General features: G+C 66.7%; 18 protein-coding genes. 6 read left to right on the top strand and 12 right to left on the bottom strand.

Translation table 11 applies throughout. The features are described 5' to 3' along the window. Positions 1–17 precede the first annotated feature (17 nt). A complete protein-coding gene (locus ACN22W_RS06715; RefSeq protein WP_419686906.1) occupies positions 18–680 on the bottom strand; it encodes an RlmE family RNA methyltransferase in 663 nt (220 codons plus the stop codon). Positions 681–873: 193 nt separating this feature from the next. Between ACN22W_RS06715 and ACN22W_RS06710 the strand changes: the two genes are divergently transcribed. Beyond that, on the top strand, positions 874–1,401 hold the full coding sequence (locus tag ACN22W_RS06710) for a YhbY family RNA-binding protein (RefSeq protein ID WP_048242429.1): 528 nt from the start codon (positions 874–876) through the stop codon (positions 1,399–1,401). Between the two features lie 49 nt (positions 1,402–1,450). On the opposite strand, the gene ACN22W_RS06705 is transcribed toward ACN22W_RS06710, so the two are convergent. From ACN22W_RS06705 to gloB, 8 genes are all read right to left on the bottom strand, one after another. Continuing rightward, complete coding sequence (locus ACN22W_RS06705) at positions 1,451–1,909, bottom strand: DUF4149 domain-containing protein (RefSeq protein WP_129514757.1); 459 nt, start codon at positions 1,907–1,909, stop codon at positions 1,451–1,453. 14 nt (positions 1,910–1,923) lie between these two features. Next, positions 1,924–2,400 carry a transcription elongation factor GreA gene (gene greA / locus ACN22W_RS06700; RefSeq protein ID WP_129514221.1) on the bottom strand — a complete coding sequence of 159 codons (477 nt, stop codon included), beginning with the start codon at positions 2,398–2,400 and terminating at the stop codon, positions 1,924–1,926. A gap of 118 nt (positions 2,401–2,518) precedes the next feature. Next, positions 2,519–5,773 carry a carbamoyl-phosphate synthase large subunit gene (carB, locus tag ACN22W_RS06695; protein WP_129514220.1) on the bottom strand — a complete coding sequence of 1,085 codons (3,255 nt, stop codon included), beginning with the start codon at positions 5,771–5,773 and terminating at the stop codon, positions 2,519–2,521. Between the two features lie 49 nt (positions 5,774–5,822). Continuing rightward, positions 5,823–6,482, bottom strand: coding sequence for a leucine efflux protein LeuE (gene leuE, locus ACN22W_RS06690; protein WP_048242433.1), 660 nt, complete (start codon positions 6,480–6,482; stop codon positions 5,823–5,825). Between the two features lie 28 nt (positions 6,483–6,510). Then, positions 6,511–7,656, bottom strand: coding sequence for a glutamine-hydrolyzing carbamoyl-phosphate synthase small subunit (gene carA, locus ACN22W_RS06685; RefSeq protein WP_048242434.1), 1,146 nt, complete (start codon positions 7,654–7,656; stop codon positions 6,511–6,513). A gap of 376 nt (positions 7,657–8,032) precedes the next feature. Continuing rightward, positions 8,033–9,250 carry an MFS transporter gene (locus ACN22W_RS06680; RefSeq protein WP_419686903.1) on the bottom strand — a complete coding sequence of 406 codons (1,218 nt, stop codon included), beginning with the start codon at positions 9,248–9,250 and terminating at the stop codon, positions 8,033–8,035. Positions 9,251–9,406: 156 nt separating this feature from the next. After that, positions 9,407–10,981, bottom strand: a complete 1,575-nt coding sequence (locus ACN22W_RS06675) for a transglycosylase SLT domain-containing protein (protein WP_419686901.1) — start codon at positions 10,979–10,981, stop codon at positions 9,407–9,409. A 151-nt stretch (positions 10,982–11,132) separates the two neighbouring features. Next, positions 11,133–11,939 (bottom strand): hydroxyacylglutathione hydrolase, encoded by an 807-nt coding sequence (gene gloB, locus ACN22W_RS06670; protein WP_412022106.1) that lies wholly within the window; start codon positions 11,937–11,939, stop codon positions 11,133–11,135. Between the two features lie 18 nt (positions 11,940–11,957). Here gloB and ACN22W_RS06665 point away from each other — a divergent pair, with 18 nt between their 5' ends. The 3 genes from ACN22W_RS06665 to dnaQ are packed head-to-tail and all read left to right on the top strand — an operon-like array spanning position 11,958 to position 13,983. Beyond that, complete coding sequence (locus tag ACN22W_RS06665) at positions 11,958–12,770, top strand: class I SAM-dependent methyltransferase (RefSeq protein ID WP_048242438.1); 813 nt, start codon at positions 11,958–11,960, stop codon at positions 12,768–12,770. After that, the gene (gene rnhA / locus ACN22W_RS06660) at positions 12,767–13,210 is read left to right on the top strand and encodes a ribonuclease HI (RefSeq protein WP_048242439.1); all 444 of its coding nucleotides are present in this window, start codon (positions 12,767–12,769) and stop codon (positions 13,208–13,210) included. The genes ACN22W_RS06665 and rnhA overlap by 4 nt, the downstream gene beginning before the upstream one ends. A 38-nt stretch (positions 13,211–13,248) precedes the next feature. Beyond that, positions 13,249–13,983, top strand: coding sequence for a DNA polymerase III subunit epsilon (gene dnaQ, locus ACN22W_RS06655; RefSeq protein ID WP_419686899.1), 735 nt, complete (start codon positions 13,249–13,251; stop codon positions 13,981–13,983). A 27-nt stretch (positions 13,984–14,010) separates the two neighbouring features. On the opposite strand, the gene ACN22W_RS06650 is transcribed toward dnaQ, so the two are convergent. Continuing rightward, a complete protein-coding gene (locus ACN22W_RS06650) occupies positions 14,011–14,343 on the bottom strand; it encodes a YnfA family protein (protein ID WP_419686897.1) in 333 nt (110 codons plus the stop codon). 542 nt (positions 14,344–14,885) lie between these two features. Here ACN22W_RS06650 and proP point away from each other — a divergent pair. Continuing rightward, positions 14,886–16,373 carry a glycine betaine/L-proline transporter ProP gene (proP, locus tag ACN22W_RS06645; protein ID WP_419686895.1) on the top strand — a complete coding sequence of 496 codons (1,488 nt, stop codon included), beginning with the start codon at positions 14,886–14,888 and terminating at the stop codon, positions 16,371–16,373. 109 nt (positions 16,374–16,482) lie between these two features. On the opposite strand, the gene ACN22W_RS06640 is transcribed toward proP, so the two are convergent. Both ACN22W_RS06640 and ACN22W_RS06635 read right to left on the bottom strand, forming a co-directional pair. Then, positions 16,483–16,689: a hypothetical protein gene (locus ACN22W_RS06640; protein WP_129514212.1), complete on the bottom strand. Its 207-nt coding sequence runs from the start codon at positions 16,687–16,689 to the stop codon at positions 16,483–16,485. 462 nt (positions 16,690–17,151) lie between these two features. Further along, the gene (locus ACN22W_RS06635) at positions 17,152–17,781 is read right to left on the bottom strand and encodes a glutathione S-transferase (RefSeq protein WP_419686894.1); all 630 of its coding nucleotides are present in this window, start codon (positions 17,779–17,781) and stop codon (positions 17,152–17,154) included. A 180-nt stretch (positions 17,782–17,961) separates the two neighbouring features. On the opposite strand from ACN22W_RS06635, the gene ACN22W_RS06630 reads away from it, so the two are divergent. Continuing rightward, complete coding sequence (locus ACN22W_RS06630) at positions 17,962–19,161, top strand: polyhydroxyalkanoate depolymerase (protein ID WP_419686892.1); 1,200 nt, start codon at positions 17,962–17,964, stop codon at positions 19,159–19,161. Positions 19,162–19,163: the final 2 nt, after the last annotated feature.

The raw sequence follows: 19,163 nt of genomic DNA, 5'->3' as shown, positions 1-19,163 counted from the left end.
CGGCACCCTGCTCCGCATCAGCGCGGTCGCTTCAGATGCCGACCCAAAATGAACGTTTCGGACGATTTGTCGCGGGACGCCTTGGGCTTGCGCGGCGCGACGGTCTTAAATTGCTGCTTGAACTTCTCGACGATTTGGCTGTAGCCGCTGCCGTGAAAGCATTTCACGAGCAGCGCACCATCCGGCTTCAGATGATTCTGCGCGAATTCGAGCGCCAGATCGCAGAGATGCTCGATGCGCGCCGCGTCCGCCAGGGCCACGCCGGAGAGGTTGGGGGCCATGTCCGAAATAACAAGGTCCACCGAACGGCCTTCGAGCACTTCCTCGAGCTGGTGGAGTACGTCTTCCTCGCGGAAGTCGCCCTGGATGAAGTGGACGTCGGCGATCGGCTCCATCGGCAGCAGGTCGAGCGCGATGATCGTGCCGTCGATGCCGCCCTCGCGCTCGGCGTCACGCTTCTTGCCCTGCGAGAGCTTGTTGCGGGCATACTGGCTCCAGCTGCCCGGCGTCGCGCCGAGATCGACGATCACCTGGCCCGGACGGATCAGCTTGTCCTGCTCGTCGATTTCCTTCAGCTTGTACGCGGCACGCGCGCGATAGCCCTCCCGCTGCGCCATTTTGACGTACGGGTCGTTGATGTGGTCGTGCAGCCAGTTCTGGTTAAAGCGGTTTTTTGCCATTCGAGAGAGAGATTGCTGCCATTTGCTTCGTGAAGCCGCGCTTTTAGCGGATAATACGCGTCTTCTTCGCGCGGCTGCGGCCCCTTTTCGGGTCCAAGCCGCGATTTTACGTGGTTTCGGCGCACGGCTGACGCGGTAACTTCCCGCGATCGCTTTTCAGGCAGTGCGCCCTTATTTAGATTTCGACATTCCCATGCCCGCCCTTTCGCTTTCTCCCGCCGAGCGCTCCGCGCTGCGCTCCCAGGCCCATGCGCTCAAGCCCGTCGTGCTGATCGGGGCCGAAGGGCTGACCGACGCCGTGCTGAAAGAAATCAAGGTGCACCTCGGCGCGCACCAGCTGATCAAGATTCGCGTGTTCGGCGACGAACGCGACGAACGCGTCGCCATCTATGACGAGATCTGCGACCGCCTGAGCGCGGCGCCGATCCAGCACATCGGCAAGTTGCTGGTGATCTGGAAGCCCGAAGCCGCCGCGGCGGCCCCGGCCCGCGGCCGTCGTGCCGGCACGCTGCCGAGCGCGGCCGAAGCCGCCGACGACAAGAAGGGCCGCGCACCGCGCACCGTCAAGGTCGTCAAGGTGTCGCCGAACGCCAGCCCCGTGCGTCGTCCGAAGCCGACGAAGGTCGTCGTGCGCGGCAACGAGCGCGTGACGGCGGGCGGCAACGTGAAGCGCGCGAAAAAGCGTCAGGCAAGCACCAAGCGGCCGTTCCAGGACAAGTAAATCGTGGACGCGGCGCGGCGCACGCCGTGCCGCCCTGCCCGCGCGGCGCTCAGGCGTCGCGCGCCGGCAGACGCCAGATCAGCATCAGCCCCAGCACGCTCTCGACGAGGTAGAACACACTCGAGACGCCGTGCAGCATCCCGAAGCGACTCGCATACGGCGAGTTGGCGATATCGGTGCCCGCGTCCATCGCGGCCACCCGCAGCGCGTTCATGAACGGCTGCAGCGCGAAATACCCGACCAGCACGCACACGACCATCGCGGCGACGATCCAGCGCACGCGGCGATATTCGCTGCTGCCGTGCCGCACCTGCTGGTTCGACAACGCGAGCAGCAGCACGCCGCACACGACACCGAGGATCGCCTCGATACGGAACAGCTGGGCGGCGACCGAACCGGCCGTCATCCGCTCCAGCGTCTTGAACAACACGGGCGCGACCGCATACCCGATCGTCAGCAGGCTGCCGACCCACACGGCCGACAGCAGACGGAACACGCGATGCGGCATCACGTCGCCCCGCTTCAGATGTAGCTGACCGAGATGATTTCGTATTCGCGCACGCCGCTCGGCGCCTGCACGGCCGCGACGTCGCCTTCGGTCTTGCCGATCAGTGCGCGCGCGATCGGCGAGCTGACCGAGATCAGGCCGTGATCGATATCGGCTTCGTCGTCGCCGACGATCTGGTACTTGACGGTGTCGCCCGACTCGAGATCCTCGAGTTCGACCGTCGCGGCGAACACCACGCGGCCATCGGCGTCGAGCACCGTCGGATCGATGATTTGCGCGGCAGACAGCTTCGATTCGAGTTCCGCGATGCGGCCCTCGATGAAGCCCTGTTTTTCCTTCGCGGCATCGTATTCGGCGTTTTCGGACAGATCACCCTGTGCGCGGGCCTCCGCGATCGAATTGATCACGGCCGGCCGCTCGACGGACTTGAGGCGCTGCAATTCATCGCGCAGTTGCTCTGCGCCACGCTTTGTCAACGGAATGGTGCTCATAAACGGCTCAATCGCTAAAAACGGCTTTAAAAAAAATCACCGCGATTAAGCGCGTTTCCGATGCACCGGAAACACCGCTTAACCGCGGCACGTATTGCTTCGACAGGAAACTGACTGCTTAGTTTAGGCGAGCGTGAAGACCTTGTAAATCATAGACTTCCAGATCCTTCAGGTAGCGCAAACCTTCGACAGCCGCGCGCGCGCCCGACATCGTCGTGTAGTACGTGACCTTGTGCGCCTGTGCGCTCATGCGGATCGAACGCGAATCGGCGATCGCCTGGCGCGTCTCGTCGACCGTCGTGAACACGAGCGCGATCTCGCCGTTCTTGATCATGTCGACGATGTGCGGACGGCCGTCCTTCACCTTGTTCACGACCTTCACCGGCACGCCGGCCGCTTCGATCGCGGCAGCCGTACCCTTGGTCGCGACGATCGGGTAGCCGAGGTCGTGCAGCATGCGCGCGACTTCGACCGCCTTCGGCTTGTCGGCATCCATCACGGTCAGCAGCACCGTGCCCGACTCCGGCAGGCGCGAACCGGCCGCGAGCTGCGACTTGAACAGCGCTTCGCCGAACGTCTGGCCGACACCCATCACTTCGCCGGTCGAACGCATTTCAGGCCCGAGGACCGGATCGACGGTCGGGAACTTGACGAACGGGAACACGGCTTCCTTCACGCTGAAGTACGGCGGCTCGACTTCCTTCGTCACGCCCTGCTGCGCGAGCTTCTGGCCAACCATCGCGCGCGCCGCGATCTTCGCGAGCGGCAGGCTGGTCGCCTTCGACACGTACGGCACCGTGCGCGATGCGCGCGGGTTCACTTCCAGCACGTAGATGATGTCCTGCTTCGAACCGTCCGCCTGCGGCACCTGCTGGATCGCGAACTGCACGTTCATCAGGCCGACCACGTTCAGCGCCCGCGCCATCGCGCCCGTCTGGCGCTTCAGTTCGGCCACGGTTTCCTTCGACAGCGAGTACGGCGGCAGCGAGCATGCCGAGTCGCCCGAGTGGACACCCGCCTGCTCGATGTGCTCCATCACGCCGCCGATGAACACGGCTTCGCCGTCGCAGATGCAGTCGACGTCGCACTCGATCGCGTCGTTCAGGAAGCGGTCGAGCAGCACCGGCGAATCGTTCGACACCTTCACGGCCTCGCGCATGTAGCGCTCGAGGTCGCGCGGCTCGTGGACGATTTCCATCGCGCGGCCGCCGAGCACGTACGACGGGCGCACGACCAGCGGATAGCCGATTTCCTCGGCCAGCTTGAGCGCTTCGTCTTCGGCGCGCGCGGTGCGGTTCGGCGGCTGGCGCAGGCCGAGGTCCTGCAGCAGCTTCTGGAAGCGTTCGCGGTCTTCGGCCGCGTCGATCATGTCCGGCGACGTGCCGACGATCGGCACGCCGTGTGCCTCGAGGTCGAGCGCGAGCTTCAGCGGCGTCTGGCCGCCGTACTGGACGATCACGCCGACCGGCTTTTCCTTGTCGACGATCTCGAGCACGTCCTCGAGCGTCAGCGGCTCGAAGTACAGGCGGTCGGACGTGTCATAGTCGGTCGACACCGTTTCCGGGTTGCAGTTGACCATGATCGTTTCGTAGCCGTCCTCGCGCATCGCGAGCGCCGCGTGCACGCAGCAGTAGTCGAACTCGATGCCCTGGCCGATCCGGTTCGGGCCGCCGCCCAGCACCATGATCTTCTTGTTGGTGGTCGGCTGCGCCTCGCACTCTTCCTCGTAGGTCGAGTACATGTACGCGGTTTTCGTCGCGAACTCGGCCGCGCAGGTGTCGACGCGCTTGTAGACCGGGCGCACGTTCAGTTCGACGCGACGCTTGCGGACGTCTTCCGGCGTCGCGCCGAGCAGCTTCGCGAGGCGGCGGTCGGAGAAACCGCTCTGCTTCACGTAGCGCAGCTCGTCGAACGTCAGCGACGCGAGCGTGCGGCCCGAGAGTGCCTTTTCCTTCAGGATGATCTGCTCGATCTGCTCGAGGAACCACGGGTCGATCGCGGTTTCCGCGAAGATTTCCTGGGCCGTCATGCCGATGCGGAACGCGTCGCCGACATACCAGATGCGGTCCGGGCCCGGCTCGTGGATCTCGATCGCGATCTCGTCGCGGTTGGTCGACTTCTCGTCGAGACCGTCGACGCCGACTTCGAGGCCGCGCAGCGCCTTCTGGAACGATTCCTGGAACGTGCGGCCGATGGCCATCACTTCGCCGACCGACTTCATCTGCGTCGTCAGGCGCGAATCGGCTTCACGGAACTTCTCGAACGCGAAGCGCGGGATCTTCGTGACGACGTAGTCGATCGTCGGCTCGAACGATGCGGGCGTCTGGCCGCCGGTGATTTCGTTCTTCAGCTCGTCGAGCGTGTAGCCGACCGCCAGCTTCGCGGCGACCTTCGCGATCGGGAAGCCCGTCGCCTTCGACGCGAGCGCCGACGAACGCGACACGCGCGGGTTCATCTCGATGACGACCATCCGGCCGTCCTTCGGGTTGATCGAGAACTGCACGTTCGAGCCGCCGGTGTCGACGCCGATCTCGCGCAGCACCGCGAGCGAGGCGTTACGCAGGATCTGGTATTCCTTGTCGGTGAGCGTCTGCGCCGGCGCGACCGTGATCGAGTCGCCGGTGTGCACGCCCATCGGGTCGAGGTTCTCGATCGAGCAGACGATGATGCAGTTGTCGGCGCGGTCGCGCACGACTTCCATCTCGTATTCCTTCCAGCCGAGCAGCGATTCCTCGATCAGCAGTTCGCGCGTCGGCGACAGGTCGAGACCGCGCTTGCAGATCTCCTCGAACTCTTCGCGGTTGTACGCGATGCCGCCGCCCGAGCCGCCGAGCGTGAACGACGGACGAATCACGACCGGGTAACCGCTGCCGCCCGTCTCCGCCATGATCTCGCCGTGCACCTTGGTCGCCTCTTCCATCGAGTGCGCAATACCCGATTTCGCGGAGCCGAGACCGATCTTGGTCATCGCTTCCTTGAACTTCTGGCGGTCTTCCGCCTTGTCGATCGCTTCCGGCGACGCGCCGATCAGTTCGACGCCGAACTTCTCGAGCACGCCGTGGTGGTGCAGGTCGAGCGCGCAGTTCAGCGCGGTCTGGCCGCCCATCGTCGGCAGGATCGCGTCCGGGCGTTCCTTCTCGATGATGCGCGCGACGACTTCCCACGTGATCGGCTCGATGTAGGTCACGTCGGCCGTGTTCGGGTCGGTCATGATCGTCGCCGGGTTGCTGTTGACGAGAACGACCTTGTAGCCCTCCTCACGCAACGCCTTGCAAGCCTGCGCGCCCGAATAGTCGAACTCGCACGCCTGGCCGATGATGATCGGGCCGGCGCCGATGATGAGGATGCTCTTGATGTCTGTGCGTTTTGGCATGGCTTGTGAATTCAATAAGTAATCGTTGTCGTGGGTCGGCCGGCGGCGCTCAACTCATGGTGGCGAGCGCGAGCTTCACCGAGAAACCGATGAACAGGCCGCCCACGCTGCTCGCCGCGCCGGCCGCAAGCTTGCGGCGGCGGCGGAAATGCTCGGCGAGCCGCGCACCCGCGAAGATCAGCGTGCTCAGGTACAGGAAGCTCGCGCATTGCGCGATCGCCCCGAGCACGACGAACGACAGCGCGGGATGCGGGAATGCCGGGTCGACGAACTGGATGAAGAACGAGATGAAGAACAGGATCGCCTTCGGGTTCAGCAGGCTCACGATCAGCGCCTTGCGGAACGGCCGCTCGCCGTCGACCGCCTGCGGCGCGTCAGCCGGCGCATTGGCCGGCGCACGCAGTTTTTGCCACGCGCCGCGCAGCATGCCGGTGCCGATGTAGAGCAGGTATGCGGCGCCGCCGTACTTGACGACGGAGAACAGCAGCGGATTCGCCTTCAGCAGCGACGCGACGCCCGCGGCGGACAGCACCATCAGCACCGTATCGCCGACGAACACGCCGCAGGCCGCGCGATAGCCGGCCTTCACGCCGCGCTGCGCCGCGAGCGACAGCACGTACATCGAGTTCGGCCCCGGCAGCAGGATGATGAAGATCACGCCGAACACGTAGGTCCAGATATCCGTGATGCCGAGTGCGTGGCCGAACATGATGCGAATCTCCCGTTCTTCGGTTGCGTTACGCGTTGCGCTGCTTCGCCGCGTCCATCAGCGCGGTGAAACGGTCGAACAGATAGCCGATGTCGTGCGGGCCCGGCGATGCTTCCGGGTGGCCCTGGAAGCAGAATGCCGGCTTGTCGGTCAGCTCGAAGCCCTGCAGCGTGCCGTCGAACAGCGATACGTGCGTTACGCGCGCGTTGGCCGGCAGCGAATCCGCGTCGACCGCGAAGCCGTGGTTCTGCGACGTGATCACGACCCGGCCGTCGCCGAGATCCTTCACCGGGTGGTTCGCGCCGTGGTGGCCCGTCTTCATCTTCAGCGTCTTCGCGCCGACCGCGAGGCCCATGATCTGGTGGCCGAGGCAGATGCCGAAGGTCGGCACGCCGCGCTCGATGAATTCCTTCGTGGCCGCGATCGCGTAATCGCACGGCTCCGGATCGCCGGGGCCGTTCGACAGGAAGATGCCGTCCGGATTCAGCGCGAGCGCATCGGCCGCGCTCGCCTGTGCCGGCAGCACCGTCACGTGGCAGCCACGCTCCGCGAGCATGCGCAGGATGTTGTACTTGACGCCGAAATCGTACGCGACGACGCGGTACTTCGGCGCTTCCTGCATGCCGTAGCCGCCTTCGAGGCGCCATTCGGTCTGCTTCCACTCGAACGGCTTCGTGGTCGACACGACCTTCGCGAGATCCATGCCGGACAGGCCCGGGAACGAGCGCGCGAGCTCGATCGCCTTGGCCTCGTCGTCCGAACCCGCCAGGATGCAGCCGCCCTGCGCGCCCTTGTCGCGCAGGATACGGGTCAGCTTGCGGGTGTCGATGCCGGCGATCGCGACGACGCCTTCGTCGCGCAGGTAATCGCCGAGGGTGCGGTCCATGCGGAAGTTCGATGCGAGCGTCGGCAGATCACGGATGATCAGGCCGGCGGCATGGACTTTCGTGGCTTCGACGTCTTCGGCATTGACGCCGACGTTGCCGATATGCGGGTAGGTGAGCGTAACGATCTGGCGCGCGTAGCTCGGATCAGTGAGGATTTCCTGATAGCCGGTAATCGCGGTATTGAACACGACTTCGCCGATCGTATGGCCTTCGGCCCCGATCGAATAACCACGAAAGACCGTGCCGTCGGCGAGTGCAAGCAAGGCGGGAGAAAAAGACGGCAACACGGGAGGCTCCTTGGGGAACACCCTGCTGCCGACCTGTTTACCCTGCCGCGCGAGCGCCGCGCTGCGTGGGCGCGCGTGGTCGCTTGCTGGACGCGGCCTGCGTTGTCGAGACGCGAACCCGGCGCGTGGCGCACGAGGCTTCGCGGCATCGCCCGGCAGGCGGCGTGCGGCGGATGAACGGGATGAATGAGGTAGGCGCTAGGGTGCGAGGTTGATCAGCACAAACTTTCAAATTATAGCCTGAAAATGGCCCTATCTTCAATCGATATGGCCGTCCGATCATGCGTGCGCCACCACCGGCAGCATGGCCGGCGTGCGCGCGCAATGTGCTGCGGCCCCGTTTCCGCGGCCGCCCTACCCCCAGCGTACCGCCGGATCAGTGCGCTTGGCCAGTGCCGCGCGCGGGCCACACGTACCAGACCGCACTCGCGAGCTGCAGCGCGAGCAGCACGCCCCATGCGGTGAAGTGCGCGGCGGCCGGATAACGGCCGTCGACCGCGGGCCAGTGCGACAGCACCGCGCCGACGCCGATCTGGAACGCAAAGATCAGCAGGAAGATCACGAGCGTGAGCGTCGTGTTCGCGCGGCCGATCAGATGGGCGGGAAAGTGCCCGGCCATCACCGCGTAGGTCAGGATGCCGACGCCGCCGAACATCCCGTATGCGGCCCACAGCACGGCCGGCGGCAGCGGCACGCGCGCGACGATCGCGGCCTGCGTCGCGACGAACAGCGCCATGCCGACGCCGCAGAACGCGTAGACGGACACGCCGCGCCGCTCGAGCACGCGCGCGGCAGCGCCGAAGCCGACGCAACCGGCCATCATCGCGAAGCCGAGCACCGACACGAGGCGCGCGGCGTGCTGCGCATCGAACCCCGCGACGTCGCGCAGGTACGGCCCGACCCACAGCGACTGCATCGCGTAGAACACGCCCTGCGTGACGACGGAGAACGACGAGATCTTCCAGAACGCGCGGCTGCTCAGGATGTACCAGGTGCCCTTGAACTGACTGACGAGCCCGCCCTGGTGGCGCACCTGCTTCGCTTCGGGTGCGCCGAAGCCGATCGAAGCCGCGACGAGCACCGTCAGCACCGCGAGGCCGAAACAGATCTCACGCCAGCTCGTCCAGCCGAGCAGCCAGGTCAGCGGCGAACCGACCACGACGCCGCCCAAGCCACCAACGGCCATCACGAGCCCGTTGACGAGCGGCAGCCGGCCGACCGGGAAATGCTGCGCAAGCGCCTTGAACGCCGCGCCGAGACACACCGACACGCCGACGCCGATCAGCAGCCGGCCGGCCATCATCGTGCCGATGCTGTGCGCGGCGCCGAACACGGCCGCACCGGCCGCCGCGAACAGCAGCATGCCGGCCGTCACGCGGCGCGGGCCGAAATGGTCGAGCATCACGCCGGCCGGAATCTGCGCGCCCGCGAAGCCCAGGAAATAGAGACTGGTGAGCAGGCCGAGATCGGCGGCCGACAACCCGAGCTCATGCGCAACGAACGGCGCGAAGCCCAGATTGACGCCGCGAAACACATACGACACGAAATACCCGATCGAAAACAGCGCGAGCACTCTCACCTGCACCGACGACATCGCTTCCCCTTGTTATTGAAAACCTTCGACGCAGCGCCCCCGCGCCGCGCACAAACGAAAACGCCGTCACCTCGGTGACGGCGTTTCGTCGCATTCGTCGGATGATAGCGCAATCGGGCGACCGGGGCCGGCCGCGCGATGCGCTGCGCAGCCGCGTTACTTCTTCTTGCCCTTGTGCGCAGCGGCCTTGGCCGGCGCGGCTTTCGCGGGGGCCGCCTTGGCGGATTTGGCCGCCGACTTGGCCGCGCCGCGCTTCGCGCCGTGGGACTTGCCGCCTACCGCCAGGCTCGCGCGCTCGATGTGGGCGCCGCCGACCGACGTCGCGATCCGCTCCGGACCCGGCTCTGCCGGCACCGAACGGCCGACCGGCACGTGCAGCACCAGCGCCTGGCCCGGCATCACGAGATCGCGGTGCGTGCGGTTCCAGGCCTTCAGCTGGCCGACCGACACGCCGTAGCGGCCGGCGATTGCCGCCATCGACTGCTTGCGGCGCGCGCGGATCAGCATCTTGCGCGTGTCGGGCACGTCGGGTTCCATCGCGAGCGCGCCGTTCTCGGCGACGTCGGCGCTGATGTCCTCGTCGTCGTCGTCACCGCGCGGCACGACGATCGTCGAACCCGGCTTCAGGCGCATGCCGGCCGGAATCTTGTTGACCGACATCAGCGTATCGGCGTCCACGCCGATCTTCTCGGCGATCGCGGCCGGCCGCGCGCGTTCGCTGACCGTATAGGTGGTCCACGACGACAACTGGCCGTTGTATGCCTTCAGGTTCTTCTCGAACGCCGCCGCGTTGTCGAACGGCAGCAGGATCTGCGGCTCGGTCGCACCGAGGATCACCGGCTTCGAGAACGACGGGTTCAGCGAGCGGAATTCGTCGAGCGACAGGTTCGCGAGCTTCGCGGCGACCGCCACGTCGATGTCGCGCGCCGTCGTGACCGTCACGAAATACGGGTGGTTCGGGATGTCCGGCAGCGCGAGGCCGTACTGCTGCGGGTTCGCGATGATGTTCTTCACCGCCTGCAGCTTCGGCACGTAGTTGCGCGTCTCGTTCGGCATCCGCAGGTTCTGGTAGTCGGTCGGCAGGCCGGCCGCCTGGTTGCGCGCGATCGCGCGCTGCACGTTGCCCTCGCCCCAGTTGTACGCGGCAAGCGCCAGATACCAGTCGCCGAACATGTCATGCAGGCGCGACAGGTAGTCGAGTGCGGCGCTCGTCGACGCGAGCACGTCGCGGCGCTCGTCCTGCCACATGTTGCGCTTCAGGTTGTACGTGCGGCCCGTGCCGGGCATGAACTGCCACATGCCGGCCGCCTTCGCGACCGACAGCGCCTGCGGGTTGTAAGCGGACTCGATGAACGGCAGCAGCGCGAGCTCGGTCGGCATGTGACGCGCCTCGAGCTCCTCGACGATGTGATACAGGTACTTCTGCGAGCGCTCGGTCATGCGCTGCACGTAATCGGGCCGCTGCGTGTACCAGGTCGTCTGCATGTCGACGAGGTCGCTCTGCAGGTCGGGCATCTGGAAACCGCGGCGGATGCGCCCCCAGAGATCGGGGTCTGCACTGGTCAGGTCGCCGACGGATTGCTTGTCGACGTCGACAGTCTCTTTGGCGGTGGCTGATTTACGGAGGTAGGTGGACGTCGCCTGCGAATCGGCGGCGTTGTTGGCGACAGGGGCCTGGCTCGCACAAGCGGCGAGTAGCAGGACCACCATCGCACTCAATATAAGTCGCATGAAAATCTCGGCTTCCGACGGCTGGAAATTGCAGGCGATACTACGGAAGTGCGTGCTTCACGTCAATAAAAACACCGAAAACTCAGCGAAATCCTACATTTGGAGCAATTTTTACAGACAACGCTTGAGCTTTGGAGTCCTCCGGAATTGATCATCGGAACCGATTTTTCCACTCTCGCATCAGCGTGAACGCCGCCAGTCGATCCGGAACCGTTTCGTGAAGCTCGGCCTCGAGCGTCGCGCGAATCGCGTCGCTGTCGGCCCGCATGAACGGGTTAACGGCACGCTCGTGCGCGATCGTAGTGGGCAGCGTCGGCACGCCGCGCGCGCGCAGCGCCTGCGCGTCGTCGCGCCACGCGGCGAGCGCCGCATTGCCGGGCTCGCACGCGAGCGCGAAGCGGATGTTCGACAGCGTGTATTCGTGTGCGCAATGCACGCGCGTGTCGCCCGGCAGCGCCGCGAGCGCGTCGAGCGATGCAAGCATCTGCGCGGGCGTGCCTTCGAACAGGCGGCCGCAGCCGCACGAGAACAGCGTGTCGCCACAGAACACGTGCGGCGCGGCGGCGCCCTGCCCGGCCGCCTGGAAATAGGCGATGTGGCCGCGCGTATGACCCGGCACGTCGAGCACGTCGAACGCGACGGCCGGCGCGTCGAGCGTCACCCGATCGCCGCCCGCGAGCGGCCGCGTGACCACGCCGATCGACTCGGCCGCGGGGCCGTAAACGGCCAGCGGAACATCGTCCGGTTGGCTATTGCGCAGCGCCTCGACACCGCCGACGTGGTCGGCGTGATGGTGCGTGAGTAAAATAGCGGTCAACCGCCAGCCTCGTTCGGCAAGAACCCGGCGTACGGGCGCGGCTTCACCCGGATCGACGGCGATCGCATCGCGGCCGTCCGAGACGAGCCAGATATAGTTGTCTTCGAATGCCGGCACCGGCACGTATTCCAGCTCGTTCATGGGCGCGCAATCATCGTTATGTCTGACCGACAAATTATAGACTGGCCCGCCTGGACCGACTCGCCTCCCGGCCGCTACGTGCTGGGCTGGGAGCAGGCGCAGCTCGACCGGATCGTGTCCGACGTCTTCGGGTTCCACGCGCTGCAGCTCGGCCTGCCGCAGCTCGACGCACTGCGCGAGAACCGCATGCCGTATCGCGGCCTCGTGCTCGATCCGGCCAGCGGCGCGAGCGCGCCGTACCAGTACCCGTGGGCGCGCGAAGCGCACTCGCCGGAGCACGCGCCCGCCGATCGCAGCACGACCTGGTGCGACCTGCTCGACCTGCCGTTCGAATCGCAGAGCGTCGACCTGATCGTGATGCCGCACACGCTCGAATTCACGTCCGACCCGCACCGCCTGCTGCGCGAGGCCGAACGCGTGCTGATGCCGGAAGGCCAGCTCGTGATCACCGGCTTCAATTCGCTCAGCCTGTGGGGCATGCGGCAATCGTTCGGGCGCATGGCGAACCGCCCGTTCGTGCCGGCCACGCGCGACCAGATCGCGTTCATCCGGCTCAAGGACTGGATCAAGCTGCTCGGCTTCGACCTCGAACGCGGCCGCTTCGGCTGCTACCGTCCGCCGCTCGTCACCGACAAGTGGCTCGCCCGCTACGGCTTCATGGAAGCCGCGGGCGACCGCTGGTGGCCGATCTTCGGCGCCGTCTACATGGTGACGGCCGTCAAGCGCGTGCGCGGCATGCGCCTCGTCGGCCAGATCAAGATGAAGAAGCCCGTGCTTGCGCCGGGCCTGACGCCGGCGGCCTCCCCGACTACCCATCAAGAACATTCATGACAACCGATACCATCGACATCTATACCGACGGCGCCTGCAAGGGCAATCCCGGCCCGGGCGGCTGGGGCGCGCTGATGCGCTACGGCGACCGCGAGAAGGAGCTGTTCGGCGGCGAGCCCAACACGACCAACAACCGCATGGAGCTGATGGGCGTGATCTCGGCGCTCGAGGCGCTGAAGCGGCCGTGCCAGGTGATCGTGCATACCGACTCGCAATACGTGCAGAAAGGCATCAGCGAGTGGATCCACGGCTGGAAGAAAAAAGGCTGGGTCACCGCGGCGAAGACGCCCGTGAAGAACGCCGACCTGTGGAAGCGGCTCGACGCGCTGGTCGCGCAGCACGAGGTCGAGTGGCGCTGGGTCAAGGGCCACGCGGGCCATCCCGAAAACGAGCGCGCGGACGCGCTCGCGAATCGCGGCGTCGAATCGTTGACGGCCTGAACACCGGCCGTTTCCCTGTTTCCTTCGTTTTTCCCGACATGCGCCAGATCATTCTCGATACCGAAACCACCGGCCTGAACGCCCGCACGGGCGACCGCCTCATCGAAATCGGCTGCGTCGAGCTGCTGAACCGGCGGCTCACCGGCAACAACCTGCACTTCTACGTGAACCCCGAGCGCGACAGCGATCCGGGCGCACTGGCGGTGCACGGCCTCACGACCGAATTCCTCAGCGACAAGCCGAAATTCGCGGAAGTCGCCAACCAGATCCGCGACTTCGTGAAGGACGCGGAGCTGATCATCCACAACGCACCGTTCGACCTGGGCTTCCTCGACGCCGAATTCGCGCGGCTCGACCTGCCGCCGTTCACCGAACATTGCGGCGGCGTGATCGACACGCTCGTGCAGGCCAAGCAGATGTTCCCGGGCAAGCGCAACTCGCTCGACGCGCTGTGCGACCGCTTCGGCATCAGCAACGCGCACCGTACGCTGCACGGCGCACTGCTCGACTCGGAGCTGCTCGCGGAGGTGTATCTCGCGATGACGCGCGGCCAGGACAGCCTCGTGATCGACATGCTCGACGACGCAGGCGCCGACGGCGGCACGGCGAACGGTCAGCGCGTGTCGCTCGCCGCGCTCGACCTGCCCGTGGTCGCCGCGAGCGACGACGAACTCACCGCGCACCAGGCGCAGCTCGACGAGCTCGACAAGTCGGTCAAGGGCGCGTGCGTGTGGCGCCAGTCCGCCGACGCGGACGCCGCGCAGACGGCCTGACGCACTCAGCTTGCGCTGCAGCCGCGCTCACGCGCGCGGCTGCAGCGCGATGACCGCCATCCCGCCCAGCGCGAGCACCGCGCCGGCCACATCCCAGCGGGTCAGCGCCACGCCGTCGACCACCCGCAGCCAGAGCAGCGCAACCGCGATATAGACACCACCGTACGCGGCATAGGTGCGCCCCGCCGCGCTCGGGTGCAGCGTCAGCAGCCAGGCAAACAGCGCGAGCGACAGCGCGGCCGGCACCAGCAGCCAGACCGGCCGGCCGTCCTTCAGCACGAGCCAAGGCAGGTAACAGCCGACGATTTCGGCCAGCGCGGTAGCGGCGAACAGCGCCGCGATCCTCATCAGTTCGGTCATCCGGTTCCTCGTGAATTCGGCCCCGTCACCGGGGGCTGCACGGCCCCGCCGCGCGCCGCCGATCATACCCGAGCAGGCTCCGCCGGATCCCCCGCCAGACGGGCGTCTCCCGGCAATTTGCGCGATCATCCGTCATCGTGCTATCATGTCGCCTGTTTCAACATTCAATCTCTGTCTATTCGATTTCGCAAGAAGTCCGTCCGCGCGTTGCGGGCCGGCCCTTCGAGCGGAATTGCACCCACAGGAAAGCCCGCCCGACAGGCCCGCTTTTCTCGTTTCATGGCCCCTTTCGGGGCGCTTGCCGGAACGCCGGACCCTCGGTCCGCACCGGCATCTGCCGCCTGCATCACGCGGCCCATTCTTCATGAGCGCACTGTCGCGTCGGCCCGTCGGGCCCGCGTCGAAGCAGCCCCTTTCGGCCCTTTACCGCCTTTTACGCAGTAAGTGCTTAATGGTCTGCCCCGACGCGCCGCATGCGACACCGCGCTCGCCGGCAAACCGTGTCGGACGGCCAGCCCGTTCCGGCGCAGTCAAAGGAGTGCATGACCTTGACCGCAACACACGTCAGCCCGACCGCTGCTTCTTCCTCCGCTTCGTCGTCCGGCGAGGCCCCGCTCGCCGCGGACGACATTACCGTCGTCGACCAGAGCCTGCTCAAGCGCGCCGTCAGCGCGATGGCCATCGGCAATGCGATGGAATGGTTCGACTTCGGCGTCTACAGCTACATCGCCGTCACGCTCGGCAAGGTGTTCTTCCCGTCCAGCAGCCCGTCCGCGCAGTTGCTCGCGACCTTCGGCACGTTCGCGGCCGCGTTCCTCGTGCGCCCGCTCGGCGGCATGGTGTTCGGCCCGCTCGGCGACCGCATCGGCCGCCAGCGCGTGCTCGCCGCGACGATGATCATGATGGCCGTCGGCACCTTCGCGATCGGCCTGATTCCCAGCTACACATCGATCGGCATCATGGCGCCCGTGCTGCTGCTCGTCGCCCGCCTCGTGCAGGGCTTCTCGACCGGCGGCGAATACGGCGGCGCGGCCACCTTCATCGCCGAATTCTCGACCGACAAGCGCCGCGGCTTCATGGGCAGCTTCCTCGAGTTCGGCACGCTGATCGGTTATGTGATGGGTGCGGGCGTCGTCGCGCTGCTCACCGCGTCGCTGTCGCAGGAAGCGCTGCTGTCGTGGGGCTGGCGCGTGCCGTTCCTGATCGCCGGCCCGCTCGGCCTGATCGGTCTCTACATCCGGATGAAGCTCGAGGAAACGCCCGCGTTCAAGCGCCAGGCCGAAGAGCGCGAAGCGCAGGACAAGGCCGTGCCGAAGGCGCGCTTCCGCGAAACGCTGATGCGCAACTGGCGTGCGCTGCTGCTGTGCGTCGGCCTCGTGCTGATCTTCAACGTGACCGACTACATGGTGCTGTCGTACCTGCCGAGCTTCATGTCGTCGACGCTGCACTTCGACGAATCGCACAGCCTCGTGCTCGTGCTGATCGTGATGGTGCTGATGATGCCGATGACGCTCTACGCCGGGCGCCTGTCCGACAAGGTCGGCCGCAAGCCCGTGATGCTGGCCGGCTGCGTCGGGCTGCTCGCGCTGTCGATCCCGTCGATGATGCTGATCCATGCGGGCACCACGGCGTCGGTGTTCGGCGGCCTGCTGATCCTCGGCGTGCTGCTGTCGTGCTTCACCGGCGTGATGCCGTCGGCGCTGCCGGCGCTGTTCCCGACCGAGATCCGCTACGGCGCGCTCGCGATCGGCTTCAACGTGTCGGTGTCGCTGTTCGGCGGCACGACGCCACTGATGACCGCGTGGCTGGTCGACGTGACGCACAACCTGATGATGCCCGCGTACTACATGATGGGCGCCGCCGTGATCGGCATCGTGTCGGTCGTCGCGCTCGCCGAAACCGCGCGCCAGCCGCTCAAGGGCTCGCCGCCGGCCGTCGCATCGCGCCGCGAAGCGCACCAGCTCGTGCGCCAGCTGCGCGAGGACGACGACGCGCAGATCTATGGCGCGGTGTCGACCGCACGCGCCTGAGCGTCGCCCATGAAAAAGCCCCGGCCGAAGCCGGGGCCCGATCGAACCCGATCCGCCCGACCGGCTTGCGCCGGCCGGGCTTTTTTTCATCCATTCAGCACGAACGACTTCACGCTTGCGCTTCGCAGTGGCGGCAGAAGATCAACGCGCGCGAACGCGACACGGCCGCCTGGGCGCCGCGTGCCGCGACGATCAGCCCGACCTGGCCGAGATTGAAATCGCGCTCGACCATCAACTGCGTCAGCGCGGCAAGCGGCAACAGGACGGACGGGTGGTACAGGCTCGATTCGATCAAGGCTTTCATCATCGGCTCCATCAGGCAATGCGTGATTCGATGGAGTGGATTCTAGGGATCGGCCGCGTCCGGATAAACCGCACGAATGCGAAGTCACTTGTCAGCCACCGAGAACAATCGGCAGCGGCTTGCCGGACGGGGCCGAGCGGGCGGCAGGCAACGGCGCGGGGCGGCGTTCCGCCCCGCCGGCGGGCCTAGGGCCTGTTCACGCTAATGACGGGCTTGCGAACGTGCCTTGCCGGCCGTAGTGCAAGGAGTGAGGAGCGCCGTTTGGCCGAGCCAAACAAGTGACGATCGACGCCGCAATACGGCCGGCAAGGCACGTTCCCCTGTTTGGAAAAAATCATTCGTGGGGCTGGCCCCCAGAAGGGCCGATCGCCGCGTCATGCTCCTCGCGAATACGTCGAGTATTCGCTTCGTCGCAATCCTTGCGCTCGGCCCTTCTCGGGGCCAGCGCAAGCCCGTTATTAGCGTGAACAGGCCCTAGACGAGCGGCGTTTCGACGAAAGCCGGCAGCGCTTCCGCACGTGCCGAGTGCGCGGCGAGCGCCGGATAGCGGGCCGGATCGATCCGCGCGAGCGCCGGGTAATCGGCCGCCATGAACTGCGTGAAGCGCCAGGCCACCGCGACCGTCACGTCGGACTGCAGCAGGCGCGCGCCGCCGAGCCAGCCGTTCGCGGCCGCGACGAGCGGCTCCAGCTCGCCATACGCGCCCTCGAGCTGGCTCAGTACGCGCTCGAGCCACGGTGCGTACTGCTTGTCGGCCGGGCGCAGCGCCTGCTCGTAGACGACCTGCACGGTCTTCTCGGCCGCCGCCAGCGCGAATCCGATCGGTACGAGCGCATGCAGCCGCGCATCGGCGGCGGCGGGCAGCAGGCGCCGCTCGGGCGCCACCAAGTGATCGAGATAGTCGACGATCAGCGACGAATCGATCAGCGTCGCGCCGTCCCCGGTCACGAGCGTCGGTGCCTTGACGACCGGGGTGACCGTCCTGAACTGCTCGAAATGACGGAACACCGAGATCGACTCGTGTTCGAACGGCAGGTCGAGCAGCTTCGCCGAAATGGCGACACGGCGCACGAACGGGGAATCCAGCATGCCGATCAGCTTCATCGCAAACGCTCCGCTTCAGGGGAATGGGACCGACGACTGTAGCAGCGTCGCGCGGCATCGCCTAGCGCGCTCGTGCGCTCGCGCGCTTGATGCGCGTCGGCCGGCCGCACACGGGGCTCACGCTGCGCGGCCACAGTGACCATAATGCAGATTCACGCCCCTTTCGCCCCAAGGTTCGCCATGTGGTATGCCCTCGTCGAGCAGCAACGGGAATGGATGCGTGCCTGGCGCGCGGCGACACGGCACGCGTTCGACGCGTGGCCGTCGGCAACGCTGCCGCACGCCGCGTCGTCGTGCTACGACGACCTGTTCGAGCCGCTGCTCGGGCCGCCGGGCGAGCCGGCGCGCTTCGACATCGGGCGAGCCGCCGCCGACGAGCGGGTCGTCGCGCACACGCCGTTCTGCGACCTGCGGCGCTTCACGCGCACCGACGCGCGGCGCACGGTGCTGCTGTGCGCGCCGCTCGCCGGGCACGCGGCCGTGATGATGCGGGAAACCGTCGAGACGCTGCTCGCCGACGGCGACGTCTGCGTGACCGACTGGCGCAATGCGCGCGACGTGCCGCTCTCGTCGGGCCGTTTCGGGCTCGACGACTATGTCGCGACGCTCGACGGCTTCGTCGACGGGCTCGCGCTCGACGATCGGCCGCTGCACGTCGTCGCCGTGTGCCAGGCGACCGTGCCCGCGCTCGGCGCACTCGCGCTGCGCGCCGCGCGCGGCCTCGCGCCGCCCGCGAGCGTCACGCTGATCGGCGGTCCGCTGGACGCGCGCCTGAATCCGAGCGCGCTCGGCACCGCCGCGGCCGACCATTCGCTCGACTGGTGCCGCCGCCACCTGATCGACATCGTGCCGCCCGGCTTCGCGGGGCATGGCCGCCACGTGTTCCCGACCTATCTCCAGCAGGGCGAGATCGCGCTCATGTACCCGCAGCACTTCCTGTCGCTGATCGAGGCCTACGCGCTGGCCGCGTCGCGCTTCGACATGGCCGGTCTCGCCGGTGCGCGGCGCGCGCTGCGCGAATACACGGCGCTGCTGGACATGCCGGCCGAATACTTCCTCGACACGGTCGACATCGTGTTCCAGCGCATGAGCCTCGCGAACGGCACCTGGGACGTGGGCGGCCGGCGCGTCGAGCCGGCCGCGCTGCGCGGCATCGCGCTGCTGACCGTCGAAGGCGCATGCGACGGGGTCACGGGCGCCGGCCAGACGCATGCGGCGCTCGACATGTGCAGCGGCCTCGCGGCCGACGAGCGCTACCGCGTCGACATCGACGATTGCGATCACTACGGGCTGTTTACGGGGCCACTCTGGCGCGGCAAGGTTCATCCGGCGCTGCAGCGCGTGTTCGCGCTGGACCAGGGTCTGTTCCCGCAGACGTGACG

Source organism: Burkholderia theae, from assembly GCF_048565265.1.
GTDB lineage: Bacteria > Pseudomonadota > Gammaproteobacteria > Burkholderiales > Burkholderiaceae > Burkholderia > Burkholderia theae.
The sequence above is the reverse complement of the archived record's forward strand: the minus strand, read 5'-3'. Positions and strand labels throughout refer to the sequence as shown.

Bases quoted from the DNA above. Each gene is read 5' to 3' on its own strand.
- ACN22W_RS06710 (WP_048242429.1), top strand. From the start codon at position 874: ATGCCCGCCCTTTCGCTTTCTCCCGCCGAGCGCTCCGCGCTGCGCTCC.
- leuE (WP_048242433.1), bottom strand. From the start codon at position 6,482: ATGTTCGGCCACGCACTCGGCATCACGGATATCTGGACCTACGTGTTC.
- ACN22W_RS06665 (WP_048242438.1), top strand. From the start codon at position 11,958: ATGTCTGACCGACAAATTATAGACTGGCCCGCCTGGACCGACTCGCCT.
- ACN22W_RS06715 (WP_419686906.1), bottom strand. From the start codon at position 680: ATGGCAAAAAACCGCTTTAACCAGAACTGGCTGCACGACCACATCAAC.
- ACN22W_RS06635 (WP_419686894.1), bottom strand. From the start codon at position 17,781: ATGAAGCTGATCGGCATGCTGGATTCCCCGTTCGTGCGCCGTGTCGCC.
- carB (WP_129514220.1), bottom strand. From the start codon at position 5,773: ATGCCAAAACGCACAGACATCAAGAGCATCCTCATCATCGGCGCCGGC.
- ACN22W_RS06705 (WP_129514757.1), bottom strand. From the start codon at position 1,909: ATGCCGCATCGCGTGTTCCGTCTGCTGTCGGCCGTGTGGGTCGGCAGC.
- dnaQ (WP_419686899.1), top strand. From the start codon at position 13,249: ATGCGCCAGATCATTCTCGATACCGAAACCACCGGCCTGAACGCCCGC.
- ACN22W_RS06640 (WP_129514212.1), bottom strand. From the start codon at position 16,689: ATGGAGCCGATGATGAAAGCCTTGATCGAATCGAGCCTGTACCACCCG.
- ACN22W_RS06675 (WP_419686901.1), bottom strand. From the start codon at position 10,981: ATGCGACTTATATTGAGTGCGATGGTGGTCCTGCTACTCGCCGCTTGT.
- gloB (WP_412022106.1), bottom strand. From the start codon at position 11,939: ATGAACGAGCTGGAATACGTGCCGGTGCCGGCATTCGAAGACAACTAT.
- greA (WP_129514221.1), bottom strand. From the start codon at position 2,400: ATGAGCACCATTCCGTTGACAAAGCGTGGCGCAGAGCAACTGCGCGAT.
- ACN22W_RS06630 (WP_419686892.1), top strand. From the start codon at position 17,962: ATGTGGTATGCCCTCGTCGAGCAGCAACGGGAATGGATGCGTGCCTGG.
- ACN22W_RS06650 (WP_419686897.1), bottom strand. From the start codon at position 14,343: ATGACCGAACTGATGAGGATCGCGGCGCTGTTCGCCGCTACCGCGCTG.
- proP (WP_419686895.1), top strand. From the start codon at position 14,886: ATGACCTTGACCGCAACACACGTCAGCCCGACCGCTGCTTCTTCCTCC.
- ACN22W_RS06680 (WP_419686903.1), bottom strand. From the start codon at position 9,250: ATGTCGTCGGTGCAGGTGAGAGTGCTCGCGCTGTTTTCGATCGGGTAT.
- rnhA (WP_048242439.1), top strand. From the start codon at position 12,767: ATGACAACCGATACCATCGACATCTATACCGACGGCGCCTGCAAGGGC.